The following is a 13,929-nucleotide window of genomic DNA, read 5'->3' as shown; positions in this document are numbered from 1 at the left end:
AATTAAATTGTAGTTTTAGACCAGTCAGTTTCTTTAGTGTTTTCGAAATTAGTGTAGACTTCTTCGCCTTTAGCAATTCTATCAGCTTTTCTTTCGTTCATAATTTCTACTAAGCCTTGAACTCTAGTCTTGTATTGTTCTTGTGAGAAGTTCCTTTCATCAGCTTGGTCTCCGTCAAAGTGAACTACTGGAATGTCAAGATCTTCTCTCCATCTTCTTTCGATTTCAGGCATTGCTCCTGACCATGGTTTACATGATCTGTTGTAATTAACAAGTGCTCCAGAAACTCCGTTTTCTTTTGCCATTGTTTCTCTCCATTCAACACCATCTTCGATACATACTGAACAAGGTGCTTTACAATAAGCTGCAGCCATTTCTCTAACAGTAGTGTATTGGAATCCAAATGCAGGTGCATATACAACTGCAGTTACGTTAACTCCATTTTGTTTTAGTGGTTCAAACAATTGTCTAAGTCCTGGCCAACAAGGTATCCCTTCAAATAGAATTCTATGTTCTTCAGGATATTCCCAAGTTGAAGTTCCTTCTCTAACAGATTGCTCGTATTCAGCTGCTAGAAGTTCAAATCCTTCAGCTGCATCAATTTCACATCTTGCAGCAACTATATCTGCCATGTGGTTGAATAGGTCAAATCCAGAAAGTGGAGATGGTTCATATGCCATATAAGAGCAAGCTTTAAGCCATGCAGCAGCTGTTCTATTAGCAATTTGACATGCTTCTTCAAATTTCTTTTCATCAAATTTCTTTCCAGTTAATTTTTCAAGTTGGTGAATAGCATATTCAAATTGTCCCATTAAATAGTCAACTTTTTCTTCAGGTACATCAACAGTATTTTGGAAAGGAATATCGATCATTATCATTGGAATATTATGCATTCTTGCAATATTTTCATACCATTTAGTCATCATGTTACAAATATTGTTACAGCAAAGTACAAAATCTGGTTGTGGCATCTTTCTTGAATCAGTTGGTTCTCCAGCTGCATAAGCAAGCGAAATCCTTGCATAACCACAAATATCGTTATCGTATCCCATATCTTCAGCAGCTTGGCAAAGTCTTAGACCGTCCTTTTTAGCTGCAGTAGTAGCTGCATGGTTTTCTGGATATACTGCGTGTAATCCAAAAGCCTTTGCAAGTTCAATAGGGAATTTAGATGATGACCATCCAACTAGTTCTCCTCTTTTTTTTGCATCCCATGCTGCTCCATAAACTCTATCAACAACATTTCTTAGAGCTTGAGCTGCTGGGATATGTCCTTCGATTGGTCTTGGTTTTTTACCAGGTATCTTTTTAATTTGTTCAGCCATAGTTTACCTCCTAAAATAAATTATGCATTAGCCTTTTCTTCTTTTATTTTTTGCAATTTACATTTTTGATATCCAAATAGTGCCGCTCCTAGTGCACCATTTAGCTGACATAGTGGTGAAGTCAATATCTTATGTCCAGTGTTTTCTTCAAGAGCTCTAACCATACCCTCGTTAAGAGCAACACCTCCTGTGAATACTACATCGTCATTTAATCCAACTCTTTTTGCAAGAGAACCAACTCTTGCAGCAATGGAGTCGTGAATCCCCTTAACTATATCTTCAATCTTAGTTCCACTTGCAAGTTGCGAAATAACTTCAGATTCAGCAAAAACTGTGCAAGTAGAAGAAATAGTTACATCTTTTGTAGACAATTTATCTAACTCTTCAAGCTTAGAAACATCAACTTCAAGAACCTTTGCAATTACATCCAAAAATCTTCCAGTACCTGCGGCACATTTATCGTTCATAACAAAGTTTTCAAGCATGCCATTGTCTCCAATTTTTAAAGCCTTGGCATCTTGTCCACCAATATCAATAATTGTGCGAACATTAGGAAATAAGAAGTAAGCCCCCTTTGCGTGACAAGAAAGTTCAGACATTTGGAAGTCCGCTTCCTCAAGAGAAGCTCTACCATAACCAGTTGCCATGACATAGGCAATGTCCTCTTTTTTCATGTTAGCCTTTTTAAGAGTCTCACTAATTGTTCTTGATGGACCGCTTGTTCCAGCTCCTACATCAATAACAGAAGTTGAAATAATTTCTTTACCATCTTTTAAAATAATACTCTTTGAGGCAGTTGAGCCAATGTCAACTCCCATTGTATAAATAGCTTCTGCCATACAATCTCCTCTTTAATTTAACAAAAATATCTTTCTCTATTTAATTCTACTATAATTATGTATCTTTGTCAAAATTTACAAGCCGAGATACTTGAATTTCCAATGTTTTAAGAGTTTTTATGTTTTACTATTTATTACTTTTAAAAAGTAAAATTTACTTATAGTAAACAAATATATCGCATACAAAAATATTGGATAATCCTTTACAGATTATCCAATAAAATGTCGTGTTTTGTATTATTTAATGTTATTTAATCTGTCGTAATCTCTAATAATTCTTGGAGTAAGCATTTGATGAACTGGACAAATTGAATCTGGATCTTGGTATGCACTTTCAGTAAATGCAATAATATAGTTTCTCAAAAGATTCATATTTACAATTTCATCAACTAAACCATATTTAGCACAAGAGAAAGGTCTTGATTTTTCTGCATAATCTTGAATCAATTCATTCATCTTGTCAATAGTTGGTTGAAGATCTTTTCCTGCTTTCTTATCCTTTGCAAGTCTTCTAGAGTACATTGCAGTAGCGGCAGTTTCTCCATTCATTACATTGATTTCAGTTGCGGCAGTTCCTAGTGAAAATGCATTAGTATCATTTCCTTGTGGTCCACCAAGTACATAGTGAGCAGCTGCAGTTCCCTTTCTCATTGTAATTTCCATTTGTGGAAGATCAGATTTTTGTATTGAATAAATAAGTGATTGACCAAGTCCTAGTAGTTCAGCCCTTTCTGCATCATCACCTACATCTATGCCAGTAGTATCTTGTAGCCAGATTATAGGAAGTCTGTCTCTAGCACAAAGTGTTACAAATTCATTCATCTTTATTAGACCTTGTCTATAAAGTTTACCACCAATAGAAATATGTTTTGGATCATTATAGTATTCTGGATAGCCCATTAATAAACCTTGAACATTGGCAACAACACCAACTAAAAGCCCATTAACTTTTGCAAGTCCAGTTACCATTTCTCTGCCATAGCCCTTTTTGTATTCCATAAATTCAGAACCGTCAAAAAGTCTAGCGATTACATCATATATATCATAAGCTTTTTTGCCATTAATAGGAATTAGTGAATACATATCATTAGGATCGTATAGTGGATTCTTTGGATCGTCTACTCTAAAGAATTCTCTTTGATATTTTGGAAGCATTGAAAGATATTTTCTAATTCCTTCAAGTACTCCTTCTTCTTCAACATATACTTCTCTCATAAAACCAGTTTGTGCAAAATGAACGCCAACTGATCCTGGAGGAGTAGTTTTTTTAGCATTTGCAGTTTGATCTGCAATTTGATTTGCTCCCTCTTCGTCTATATATCCCTTAGGATTCATACCGCTAAGGATTCCAGCTCCACCAACAGCCATGTTTGCATCTTTATGTGCAATTATAATTGTAGGTGAAATTGAGTGATATCCACCACCAGCAGGGTTAGTTCCATAAATTCCAACTATTACAGGAACTCCACATTGGTTTAGTCTTGAATTTCTATAAAATGGAGTACCGCCTCCACGTCTATTTGGATAAACTTTTTCTTGTTCATCAAGTTTTACGCCTGAACAGTTTAGTATATAAACTAGTGGAATTCTAAGCCTTTCAGCTGTATCTGATGCTCTTAAAAGATCATCAGCTTGTCCAGCAATCCATGCACCCGCAAGTTTTTTATTGTCGCTGGCAACAATATATACCCATCTGTCGTCAACTTTTGCAAGCCCTTTAACAACGCCAGTTGTACCGTGGTCGTTATCACCAGGGTTGTAAATCGTGTTAAGTGGACACCATGTGCCTTCATCGATAAGTCCAGCAATTCTTTGTAGTGCTGTCATTTCTCCACGTTCATTTACTTTTTCATCTGGTTTTCCAGCAGCAAGAGCTTTTTCTGCAAACTCTCTAATTTCTTCTTCAATTTCTCTTAATTGATTAAAATTGTCTTCATCAACTGCTCTTAATGGCTTTCCAATTGTCTTCATATTTTGAAAATATGAAGCAAGTGAATATTGAGTCATAAATCCTCCTTATTATTCTACAGGTCTCTTAATGAAAGCTTCGCCTGGATCTATTTCTTCTCTTATTAATTTAATTACATTTTCATCTGGTGCTTCAAGTTCAACTGCACGAGATACATCGATATCGAATCCTGTGTTTTCAAGAACATCTTCTGGTGAAGAAGAAGGATAATATCCAGCAAGATACATTCTCTTAGTATCTTCGTCAAATTTTAATATACCCTTATCAGTTACAACCATTTGTGGACCAACATTTTCAGGAATTCCAACTCTAGTTCTTCCACCAGGACCATCTATCCAACCAGGAGAAGTAACATAATCAACTTTTTCAATAAATCTTCTCTTTTCATGTTGCATCATGATAATAGTATTTACATAAGTTGCAATACCATTAGCGCCGCCTGAACCAGTAAATCTAGTCTTAGGATGGTGGTAATCGCCAATTACTGTTGAGTTAACATTTCCAAAGGGATCAATTTGAGCTCCACCAATAAATGCAATCATTCTCTTCTTGTCATGTCTCCACTCATTAGCTTGGAAGCCAACATAAGTTGCATTTGTCCAGTGAACTGCACAATGTGCCATAAACCTATTATCACCAACAGATCTTGGAACTTCAATTGGATCACAATCCATAAGTCCTGATTCTACGATTAGGTAACAGTCAGGAGCGTAAACTGCTTTTGCAAGAGAAGCTCCAATTAGAGGTAATCCTGTTCCAACAATTGCTATTTGACCATTTTTGATTTGTCTAGCAATTGTTACTGCTTGCATTTCCTTATTTGTATAATTATCATATCTAGCCATTATTTATCTTCTCCCTTCTTTAGTACGTCTGTTGCGTAGCCAAATCCTGGAACATTTCTAAGACCAATTATTCTTGTAGCTCCAAGTTTGTCAAGGTATTCATCATGATCTTCAACACCGTAAACCCATTCGTCCAAGAATGCGTTGAAATCTTCTTCTGTCTTTGATTTAACATTGTACATCTTGTAGAAATCAGCATCGTAATCATAATATTCATAACATTGTGAAGGGTGAGCTCCAAAAGGTACGTGAACTACTGCATCAACACAAAATCCTGGAATTTTATTGTCAGCTGCATCAAAGTTTTTGATGTATTCGTCAGAAACAAGTTCTTCACAAGTTACAATAACTTTTTTAGCTGCAATTGCAATGTCAACATCGTGGAATGTGTTTCCAAGAATTCTTGTAGTTCCATCTGGAGAAGCCATTTGTACGTGAATTATTGCTGTGTCAATTTCGGGAACTGGTGCTGCAACAAGTTTTTCGCCTTTTTTGAATGGATTTTCTACATATATATACTTGTCGTTTGGAAGTTTGTCGATTTTTTGTCTTTCTTCTTTGGATATTCCCCATTCATCAACTAAACTTGAACCCATCATTAATCTACATGGTAAGTATGGAAGGCCAAGTGCAGCTGCGTGAATTCTTTGCATTTCAACGTCTTGAGAGTAGTCTTCCATAAGAAGTTCTCCCTTTTCAACTGCTGCTCTAAATCTTCTTGAAACATTTGTATATCCTGAGTTAGCAGTATAGCAATTTATGTATGCCTTTACTCTGCCCGCTCCAATTAATGTGTCCCAGTCTCCTCCTGCAGGTCCTGCTTCAACGATAAAATCCTTTTGACCTTGACGCAAAATTTCGTTTACTGCTGCGTAAGGTTTCCTATTAGTTGTAAATCCCCCTAGTGAAATTACATCGCCATCTTCTACATATTTTGCTATGGCGTCTTTAAGTTTCATTACTTTACTCAAGTTAAAACCTCCTTTTGTTAAATATAACTTGATTGCATAAATATTCAGCCCACGGTGGAGCTGAATAAATTAATTAGTGACTAAATAATATTAAGAATACACCTGCCGCTACGGCTGAGCCAATAACTCCCGCAACATTAGGTCCCATTGCGTGCATTAATAAGAAGTTAGTAGGATTATATTTTCTACCTTCAACTTGTGATACACGTGCTGCCATTGGAACTGCTGATACCCCAGCTGACCCAATGAGCGGATTTATTTTACCACCTGTTACAATGTATAAAATTTTTCCAAAAATAACACCGCCTGCTGTTGCAAAGCAGAATGCCATAAGTCCTAGAGCGATAATTTTAATAGTTGCAGGTTGTAGGAAAGTTGTTCCATCTGCAGTCGCTCCTACTGTTGTACCAAGCATTATAGTAACAATGTTCATTAACGCATTTTGTACAGTGTCGGATAATCTATTAACTACTCCTGATTCTTTAAATAAATTTCCAAGCATAAGCATACCAAGAAGTGGTGCTACATCTGGAAGAAGTAGTGATGTGAAAAGTACTACTACAACTGGGAAAATTATTTTTTCTAGTTTAGATACCTTTCTTAATGATGTCATAACAGTTTTTCTTTCTTTTTCAGTAGTAAGTGCCTTCATAATTGGTGGTTGAATCATTGGAATGAGTGCCATATATGAATAGGCTGCTACTGCAATTGGTGCCAATAGATGTGGTGCAAGTTGTGATGTTGTAAATATAGCTGTAGGTCCATCTGCTCCACCGATAATTCCAATTGACGCTGCTTCTGGTCCAGTAAATCCAAGTTTTACAGCAACAATAAATGCAACATAAATGCCAAACTGTGCTGCTGAACCCAAAAGTAATGAAATTGGATTAGCGATAAGTGGACCAAAGTCAGTCATTGCTCCTACGCCCATAAAAATTAGACATGGGAATAAATTTGACTTAACTCCATTATACATGATAGCTAAAACTCCAGAGCTTTGCCATGGATCCCCAACGTCCATTAAACCTGCTAATGGTAAATTCCTTAAAAGCATACCAAAGGCAATTGGAAGTAATAGTAGTGGTTCAAATTCTTTTTTTATTGCCAGATAAAGAAGAATAAAAGATACGATAAACATTACTACATTTTGCCACTGTAATCCTGCAAACCCCGATTCACTAAGAATCCCTTGTAATGTTTCTAATAACATGTTTCGACCTCCTATTATTGAACACTTGCTAGTAATGCGTCAGTATCTACTGTTTCTCCCGCTTTTACATTAAGTGTTACCTTTCCAGCACATGGAGCTACGATTTCATTTTCCATCTTCATAGCTTCAAGAATAAGAATTACATCTCCTTCTCCTACAGTGTCTCCATCCTTAACATTTATTTTAAGAATAGTTCCTGGCATAGGTGAAATTACATCTCCACTTCCGCCTGATGCTACAGGTGCTGCTTGAGGCGCTGGTGCTGGTGCTGCTTGAGGTGTTGGTGCAGCTGGAGCTACTGGAGCTTGGGCTGCTACAGGTGCTGCTTGAGGTGCTGGTGCTGCTGTAAGTGAGCCCGGTGTAAGTGTTTGGTAACCTCCACCAACTTTTTCAACTTCTACTTCAAAAACTTTTCCATCTACTTTAACTTGATACTTCATTAATTTCTCCTTTTCATAAATAATAGAATAATTTTTAATTTATTTTTTCGTTTATTTTTTTTCGTTTATAGAAACAATTCTAAAACTTTCAACTCTTGATCTTTCTTCCATATTAATAGCTCCAATGATTGCTGCTAATAGTGCAGGATCCATTGAATTATCAACTACTTTCTTTTGTGGTGCTGCCTTTGCAGGCGCTACACTTGGACTTGACTCTTTTTTACCTTCTATACTGTTAACTACTTTACTAATTATTTTTATTGCTATTAATAAAGATATGAGGGCCAAGAATACTACTGTAAGTCCTGTCAATGCTACACCAAAAGCTTCTCCAAGGGTAAGAGTAACATCTCCTAACATTAAAACACCTCCCAATGTGGTTTCATATTGCGGAATCCATTCCAGCTTTTAAGATTATTATAACAAAGACCTAAGATTAATTCAATTAAAATATCTATGTATGATTAATTAATCTAAATCTTTTCTAAGGTTAATTATACATGAAAAAGTGAGTAAAATAAAGGAAAGCCTGCTTATTTATTCTTTATAATAAATAAATTCTAACTATTTTTTAATTATAATTACATTTGTTAAAAAAAGTTATAATTATAATCCTTTTTTTTATAAAAATTAATTTTTAAAGGAAAATCTTTGACTATATGAAACCTTGATTTTTTACTATGCTTTTTTTATTTATTTTGTGATTTATAAATTTTCTAATTTTAATTAGTGCTGTAAAATTTTTAGCTTGATAAAATTTTGCAAATAAAAACTCTCTTAGTTTAAAAACTAAAGAGAGTCTACTATTGATTAAAATGTAATAAGTCCAAGATGTTCTACTAAAATCTTTAAGCCAAGCAGAATTAGTATTAATCCTCCTGCTACCTGTGCCTTGTCCTTTAAGGCAATTCCAAATACCCTTCCTATTCTCACTCCCAAAAATGAAATTAAAAAAGTTGTAAGGCCTATTGCAAGTACAGCAATAAATATCTTTATTTTTAAAAAAGCAAAGGACACTCCCACTGCAAGTGCATCAATTGATGTTGCAATAGAAAGCATTAATAAGTTTTTAAGATCTAGTCTATCTTCTTCAAATTCACAAGTTTTATCTCTTGATTCTCTTATCATATTAACCCCAATAATTGACAAAAGTACAAAAGCTATCCAGTGATCTACTGCTTGAAGCTTTTCTGCAAAAATTGAGCCCAATAAATAACCTATATAGGGCATTAGTGCTTGAAAAAAACCAAAAAATAGTGAAATCACAAAGGATTTTTTTAAAAAATTTCTTTTTATGGAGAGTCCCTTACAAATTGCCGCTGCAAAGGCATCCATAGAGAGTCCAACTCCAATTAAAAATACTGATACTAAATTCATCTTCACTCCCAAAAAAATAGATGCTTTTCAGCATCTACTTCTAATTTTAAAAAATTATTTTAATAATTCGTCTAATCTATTTTTATCGAAGCCAACAATTTGTTCATCGTCAACGCAGATTACTGGCACTCCAGTATAGCCCATTGCCATTAATTCATTTCTAGCTTCTTTGTCTGTTTGGACATTCTTTTCTTCAAATTCAACTTCTCTTTCTTTTAAATAGTCCTTTGCCATTGTGCAATAAGGACAAGTATTACTTGTATAAACTGTTACTTTACTCATTTTATTCCTCCTCATTAGTTCTTTTATTATACTCCAATAATATAGGTGAATCAAATAATTTAAAATTATTTACAAAGATTTAATTTTATAATTTATGCTTTGCATGATCTAATCCATCTTTAAAAATACATAGAACATGTTCATCGTCTAAGGAATAGTATGCTCTTCTACCCTTTCTCTTCACTTTTATTAAGTTTTGATTTCTTAAAAGTGCAAGTTGATGTGATATTGAAGATTGACTCATATCAAGTAAAACTGCAATATCAGATACACATAATGGCCCATTCATAAGCGCATAAATAATCTTAATCCTCGTAGGATCAGATAAAGCTTTGAATATTTGAGAAATTACTTCTATTAAATCCTCTTCTTCGTTAAAAATGGAAATCTCCCGCTCCACTTCTTTTGGAATTTCATCTATATATTTATCATTCATTTTTATTTACCCCACACTTTTAAAATTTACACTTAAAATAATAAACTCTTCAAGTTTAAGAGTCTCTGCTCTTCTTCTTTCATCAATGCCACTTAATTCAAGAGCTCTTTTTATTTCCTCTTTAGTGTAATTTAATTTTGAATTGGAAAGAGAATTCAAAATAGTCTTTCGCCTTGTATTAAAGGATGCACGAACAACTTTAAATAAGAATTCTGTATCAATTTCTTCTCTATTTATCATCTTCAAGTTAACTACAGCTGAGTCAACATTTGGCTTTGGCATGAAAACTGAACTTGGCACTTGAAATTTATATTTGCAATCTGTGTAATAATTTATAAAAACAGATAGCGAACCATAGTCTTTGCTGCCAGGCTCTGCCGAAAGTCTCTTTGCAACTTCCCTTTGTACCATTACTGTTATGGAAATTAAATTTACCTTTGCTAAAATTAATTTTTCTATTATAGGTGTTGTAACGTAATAAGGTAGGTTTGCGACTACTTTAAAATCTTCATCTCCAAACTCCTCTTTTGTTAGTTTTTTTAGATCTAAGTCGAGGAAATCTCCGTAGATTACTTTTACGTTTTCAATATTGAGAGTTTCCTTATGAAGCTCTCTTAACTTTTCGTCAATTTCTACTGCCACAACTTTTTTTGCACGAAGGGCAAGCTCTTCTGTTAAAGTTCCAACTCCAGGACCAATTTCAACTACATTGTCCTCTTCACTTATTTCTGCTACGTCAACAATCTTTCTGACAATATTTCCATCGATTAAAAAGTTTTGCCCTAAAGACTTTGTAAACCTAAATCCATACTTTGAAAGAATTTCTGAAAGTTTGCTTGGTTTATATAATCTATCTATGAGAATTCACTTCCTTCATAGCCTCTTCAAATTCATCCCTTGTAATTCCAAAGGAATTTAATTTGTGTAGAGTCTTTTTTCCATTTCCATATCCTATTTTTAGGATTTCAGAAAGCTTTTCACGTCTAGCACTTGCATCCTCTGAATTTATAAGTCGATTTTCGATTAAATCGCTCATAGTGTATTCGCTGACTACCTCAATTTTTGTAGCTCGTGCCGCCTTTAATGCCTTTAAAATTTCTTCAGGAGAGGCATTTTCAACTCCAATATCTCCATGTTTTGTGGAAACATTTTGAGAAAGGTAGGCGTGCTTTGCACTTGGAATTTCATCTGCAATTCTCTTTCTAATTTGAGAACCCATATAATCTGAGTCTGTGAAGATGATTATCCCTCTCTTTTTTTCTATATCCTTTAAAAGATTAATTAATTTTTTGCCAAAGGCAAAACCGCAAGTAGTAATGATCTCAGCGTCCACAGCCTTTTTGATGGCAATCTCATCATCACGACCTTCTGCGACAATTACTTCTTTAATTGTCCTTTTCATATTCCAAAAAACCTCTTTGTATTTTCTGCTGTGATTTTTTCAATTTCAGCCGCTTCCCTTTGTCTGAGATCGGCAATATATTGACAAACGAATTTCACAAACTTGGGTTCATTTCTCTTTCCTCTATGGGGAACTGGCGTCATGTATGGGCAATCCGTCTCGAGAAGTAGTCTATCAAGTGGTACTTCCTTTGCAACTTTCTTAGGCGTTTTTGCATTTTTAAAAGTAACTACACCGCCAAGAGCGATGTAGTCGCCCATTTTTATATACTCTCTCATCATGTCCACAGATTGAGAAAAACAGTGAATCAATGCTTTAAAATCGTATTTTTCGTGAGCTTCTTTTAAAATATCAAAGGTATCTTTAGCTGCATCACGAGAGTGAATTACAATGTTTTTCTTTAACTTTACTGCAAGCTCAATTTGTCTTTTAAAAACTTCTCTCTGCACATTTCTTGGAGAATTATCGTAATAATAATCTAGGCCAATTTCTCCAATTGCAACAACCTTTTTATCCTTTGAAAGCTCAATAAGTCTTTTTTCTACATTATCGTCATAGGTTTTTGCGTCGTGAGGATGCACTCCAATAGCTGCGTAAATATTCTCATACTTGTTAGCAAGTTCTACTGACCTTTCTGAAGATGGCAAGTCTGAAGAATTATTTATTACAAGTTCTATTCCATTTTCACTTAAACCCTTGATTAAATCATCACGATCTTCATTAAAGGCCTCGTCATCTAAATGTACATGTGAATCTATCATATTTTCTCCTAACTAATTTTTGCTCCTGATTTAATTTCAGATAAAGTTGATGCAAGTGTTAAATTTCCCTCGTCATCTTCCGCTGCAAGTAACATACCATTAGATTCAACGCCCCTTAATTTAATTGGCTTTAGATTTAAAATCATTAAAATTTTTCTTCCAACTAAATCTTCTTTTTTGTAGTACTCCTTAATTCCAGAGACAATTTGTCTATCAATATCACCTATTTTTAATTTTAGAACATAGAGTTTATCTGCATTAGGATGATCTTCAACATCAACAATTTCTGCAACTCTTATATCAAGTTTTGCAAAATCTTCTATACTAACTTCCTTTTTTATACTTTCTTTATCCTCTTCTTTAGCTTCAGTAATAGTTCTTGAATTTAAAAGAGCGGTGTTCTCTTCGTTAAATCTTTCAATTTCAGCCTCAATATCAAGCCTTGGAAAAATAACTTCACCCTTGTTGACCTTTGTGCCGTCTTTCAACAAGCCAAAAACTCTTGAATCTTCCCAATTGATTTCATCACTTAAACCAAGTTGCTCTCTAATCTTTAGAGAAGTATCCTTAATAAAAGGATAAATTAAAATAGAAACTATTCTTAAGCTTTCTGCCAAATTATATAAAACTGTGTTAAGTCTATCCTTTTTATCTTCATCCTTAGCTAATTTCCAAGGTTCAGTTTCATCAACATACTTATTAGATCTTCTAATTAGTTTCCAAATTGACTCAAGAGCAACAGAAAATTGATAGTGTTCCATTGCTGCTTCAACTTCATCCACAACAGAAACGGCAAGGTTCTCTAAATCCTCGTCAACATCTTCTCTTACGCCCATGTCATTTATTAAACCCTCATTGTATTTGTCAATCATGGAAACAGTTCTTGAAAGAAGGTTTCCAAGGTCATTTGCCAAATCAGAATTAAGTCTTTGCATAAATTTTTCAATATTAAAGGAACCGTCAGAACCAAAAGAAAATTCACGAAGTAAAAAATATTTAAGAGCATCAACACCGTAAAGTTTGATAATTGGTTCAGGATAAATGACATTTCCCTTAGACTTGCTCATTTTGTCGTTGTCAAATAAAATCCATCCATGACCAAAAACTTTTTCGGGAAGCGGTAAATCAAGTGCCATTAAAAGAGCAGGCCAAATAATAACATGAAATCTCATGATTTCTTTTCCAACAAAGTGGACACTAGCTGGCCAATAAGAATTGAATTTTTCCTTATCAGTGCCATAGCCAATAGCTGTCAAATAGCAAGCAAGAGCGTCAATCCACACATAGACAACATGCTTGTCGTCAAAGGGAACCTTAACTCCCCAATCAAAAGTAGATCTAGAAACAGAAAGATCCTCAAGACCATCTTTGCCTTCAAAGAAGTTTTTTATCATTTCGTTTTTTCTAAAAGCGGGCTCAATAAATTCTGGATGATCTTCATAATATTTTAAAAGTCTATCTTTATATTTAGAAAGTCTAAAGAAATAAGATTCTTCGTGAGTTAACTGAGTTTCCCTTCCACAGTCAGGACAAGTTTTGTTTTCGCCAAGTTGTGCCTCAGTCCAAAAAGATTCACAAGGAGTACAATAATAACCTTCATATTCGCCTTTATAAATATCGCCCTTGTCATAAAGTTTTTGGAAAATATTTTTAACATCTTTCTCGTGATCCTCATCAGTTGATCTAACAAAATAGTCATAGTCAATATCCATGATTTTCCAAAGTTTTTTTATATTTTTAACAATTCCATCGACATAATCCTTTGGCTTCATGCCAAATTCCTTAGCCTTTTCCTCTATCTTTTGACCATGTTCATCTGTACCAGTAGTAAAAAATACATCATAGCCCTTAATTTTTTTAAATCTCTTAACGCAATCAACTGCCACGGTGCAGTAAGTATGCCCAATGTGAAGATTATCACTTGGATAATAAATTGGCGTTGTAACATAAAATTTCTTATTACTCATAAAACCTCCATAAAAAAACCTAATCCCGTAGGATAAGGTCTTGGCAAAATCTGTCAAAATTTCGATAAACTGTTATCTTTGTTAAAATAATTATAACTGAATTTA

15 protein-coding genes are annotated in these 13,929 nt (G+C 34.4%); all 15 read right to left on the bottom strand.

Annotation, left to right across the window (positions count from 1 at the left end; translation table 11 throughout):
- Window positions 1–2: 2 nt before the first annotated feature.
- Complete coding sequence (locus HKO22_RS01855) at window positions 3–1,325, bottom strand: 2-hydroxyacyl-CoA dehydratase subunit D (RefSeq protein WP_169968145.1); 1,323 nt, start codon at window positions 1,323–1,325, stop codon at window positions 3–5.
- Between the two features lie 20 nt (window positions 1,326–1,345).
- Window positions 1,346–2,164: an acyl-CoA dehydratase activase gene (locus tag HKO22_RS01850; RefSeq protein WP_075659591.1), complete on the bottom strand. Its 819-nt coding sequence runs from the start codon at window positions 2,162–2,164 to the stop codon at window positions 1,346–1,348.
- A 237-nt stretch (window positions 2,165–2,401) separates the two neighbouring features.
- A complete protein-coding gene (locus HKO22_RS01845; protein WP_169968143.1) occupies window positions 2,402–4,171 on the bottom strand; it encodes an acyl-CoA carboxylase subunit beta in 1,770 nt (589 codons plus the stop codon).
- Between the two features lie 12 nt (window positions 4,172–4,183).
- Window positions 4,184–4,978, bottom strand: coding sequence for a glutaconate CoA-transferase subunit B (gctB, locus tag HKO22_RS01840; RefSeq protein ID WP_075659593.1), 795 nt, complete (start codon window positions 4,976–4,978; stop codon window positions 4,184–4,186).
- The gene (gctA, locus tag HKO22_RS01835) at window positions 4,978–5,949 is read right to left on the bottom strand and encodes a glutaconate CoA-transferase subunit A (protein WP_075659594.1); all 972 of its coding nucleotides are present in this window, start codon (window positions 5,947–5,949) and stop codon (window positions 4,978–4,980) included. Before gctA ends, gctB begins: the two co-directional genes overlap by 1 nt.
- Window positions 5,950–6,022: 73 nt before the next feature.
- Complete coding sequence (locus tag HKO22_RS01830) at window positions 6,023–7,159, bottom strand: sodium ion-translocating decarboxylase subunit beta (protein ID WP_075659595.1); 1,137 nt, start codon at window positions 7,157–7,159, stop codon at window positions 6,023–6,025.
- A gap of 14 nt (window positions 7,160–7,173) precedes the next feature.
- On the bottom strand, window positions 7,174–7,599 hold the full coding sequence (locus HKO22_RS01825) for a biotin/lipoyl-containing protein (protein ID WP_169968142.1): 426 nt from the start codon (window positions 7,597–7,599) through the stop codon (window positions 7,174–7,176).
- A 51-nt stretch (window positions 7,600–7,650) separates the two neighbouring features.
- Window positions 7,651–7,959 carry an OadG family protein gene (locus HKO22_RS01820; RefSeq protein ID WP_075659597.1) on the bottom strand — a complete coding sequence of 103 codons (309 nt, stop codon included), beginning with the start codon at window positions 7,957–7,959 and terminating at the stop codon, window positions 7,651–7,653.
- Between the two features lie 450 nt (window positions 7,960–8,409).
- Window positions 8,410–8,976: a manganese efflux pump MntP gene (locus tag HKO22_RS01815; RefSeq protein ID WP_211660188.1), complete on the bottom strand. Its 567-nt coding sequence runs from the start codon at window positions 8,974–8,976 to the stop codon at window positions 8,410–8,412.
- Between the two features lie 54 nt (window positions 8,977–9,030).
- Window positions 9,031–9,258: a glutaredoxin family protein gene (locus HKO22_RS01810; RefSeq protein ID WP_075659604.1), complete on the bottom strand. Its 228-nt coding sequence runs from the start codon at window positions 9,256–9,258 to the stop codon at window positions 9,031–9,033.
- A gap of 85 nt (window positions 9,259–9,343) precedes the next feature.
- Window positions 9,344–9,694 carry an ArsR/SmtB family transcription factor gene (locus tag HKO22_RS01805; protein ID WP_169968138.1) on the bottom strand — a complete coding sequence of 117 codons (351 nt, stop codon included), beginning with the start codon at window positions 9,692–9,694 and terminating at the stop codon, window positions 9,344–9,346.
- A 6-nt stretch (window positions 9,695–9,700) separates the two neighbouring features.
- Entirely contained in the window at window positions 9,701–10,516 is an 816-nt protein-coding gene (rsmA, locus tag HKO22_RS01800; protein WP_407947279.1) for a 16S rRNA (adenine(1518)-N(6)/adenine(1519)-N(6))-dimethyltransferase RsmA, read from the bottom strand.
- A 28-nt stretch (window positions 10,517–10,544) separates the two neighbouring features.
- The gene (gene rnmV, locus HKO22_RS01795; protein WP_075659607.1) at window positions 10,545–11,096 is read right to left on the bottom strand and encodes a ribonuclease M5; all 552 of its coding nucleotides are present in this window, start codon (window positions 11,094–11,096) and stop codon (window positions 10,545–10,547) included.
- Window positions 11,093–11,857: a TatD family hydrolase gene (locus HKO22_RS01790; protein WP_169968136.1), complete on the bottom strand. Its 765-nt coding sequence runs from the start codon at window positions 11,855–11,857 to the stop codon at window positions 11,093–11,095. The genes rnmV and HKO22_RS01790 overlap by 4 nt, the downstream gene beginning before the upstream one ends.
- Window positions 11,858–11,865: 8 nt before the next feature.
- A complete protein-coding gene (gene metG, locus HKO22_RS01785; RefSeq protein WP_169968134.1) occupies window positions 11,866–13,824 on the bottom strand; it encodes a methionine--tRNA ligase in 1,959 nt (652 codons plus the stop codon).
- Between the last annotated feature and the right edge of the window lie 105 nt (window positions 13,825–13,929).

Source organism: Peptoniphilus faecalis (assembly GCF_012976305.1).
GTDB lineage: Bacteria > Bacillota > Clostridia > Tissierellales > Peptoniphilaceae > Peptoniphilus_A > Peptoniphilus_A faecalis.
Note: the sequence above shows the minus strand (reverse complement) of the source record. Positions and strands in the feature narration are given on the sequence as shown.

Excerpts from the sequence above, each read along its gene's own strand:
- HKO22_RS01855 (WP_169968145.1), bottom strand. The coding sequence starts at position 1,325 with ATGGCTGAACAAATTAAAAAGATACCTGGTAAAAAACCAAGACCAATC.
- HKO22_RS01850 (WP_075659591.1), bottom strand. The coding sequence starts at position 2,164 with ATGGCAGAAGCTATTTATACAATGGGAGTTGACATTGGCTCAACTGCC.
- HKO22_RS01845 (WP_169968143.1), bottom strand. The coding sequence starts at position 4,171 with ATGACTCAATATTCACTTGCTTCATATTTTCAAAATATGAAGACAATT.
- gctB (WP_075659593.1), bottom strand. The coding sequence starts at position 4,978 with ATGGCTAGATATGATAATTATACAAATAAGGAAATGCAAGCAGTAACA.
- HKO22_RS01830 (WP_075659595.1), bottom strand. The coding sequence starts at position 7,159 with ATGTTATTAGAAACATTACAAGGGATTCTTAGTGAATCGGGGTTTGCA.
- HKO22_RS01825 (WP_169968142.1), bottom strand. The coding sequence starts at position 7,599 with ATGAAGTATCAAGTTAAAGTAGATGGAAAAGTTTTTGAAGTAGAAGTT.
- HKO22_RS01820 (WP_075659597.1), bottom strand. The coding sequence starts at position 7,959 with ATGTTAGGAGATGTTACTCTTACCCTTGGAGAAGCTTTTGGTGTAGCA.
- HKO22_RS01815 (WP_211660188.1), bottom strand. The coding sequence starts at position 8,976 with ATGAATTTAGTATCAGTATTTTTAATTGGAGTTGGACTCTCTATGGAT.
- HKO22_RS01810 (WP_075659604.1), bottom strand. The coding sequence starts at position 9,258 with ATGAGTAAAGTAACAGTTTATACAAGTAATACTTGTCCTTATTGCACA.
- HKO22_RS01805 (WP_169968138.1), bottom strand. The coding sequence starts at position 9,694 with ATGAATGATAAATATATAGATGAAATTCCAAAAGAAGTGGAGCGGGAG.
- rnmV (WP_075659607.1), bottom strand. The coding sequence starts at position 11,096 with ATGAAAAGGACAATTAAAGAAGTAATTGTCGCAGAAGGTCGTGATGAT.
- HKO22_RS01790 (WP_169968136.1), bottom strand. The coding sequence starts at position 11,857 with ATGATAGATTCACATGTACATTTAGATGACGAGGCCTTTAATGAAGAT.
- metG (WP_169968134.1), bottom strand. The coding sequence starts at position 13,824 with ATGAGTAATAAGAAATTTTATGTTACAACGCCAATTTATTATCCAAGT.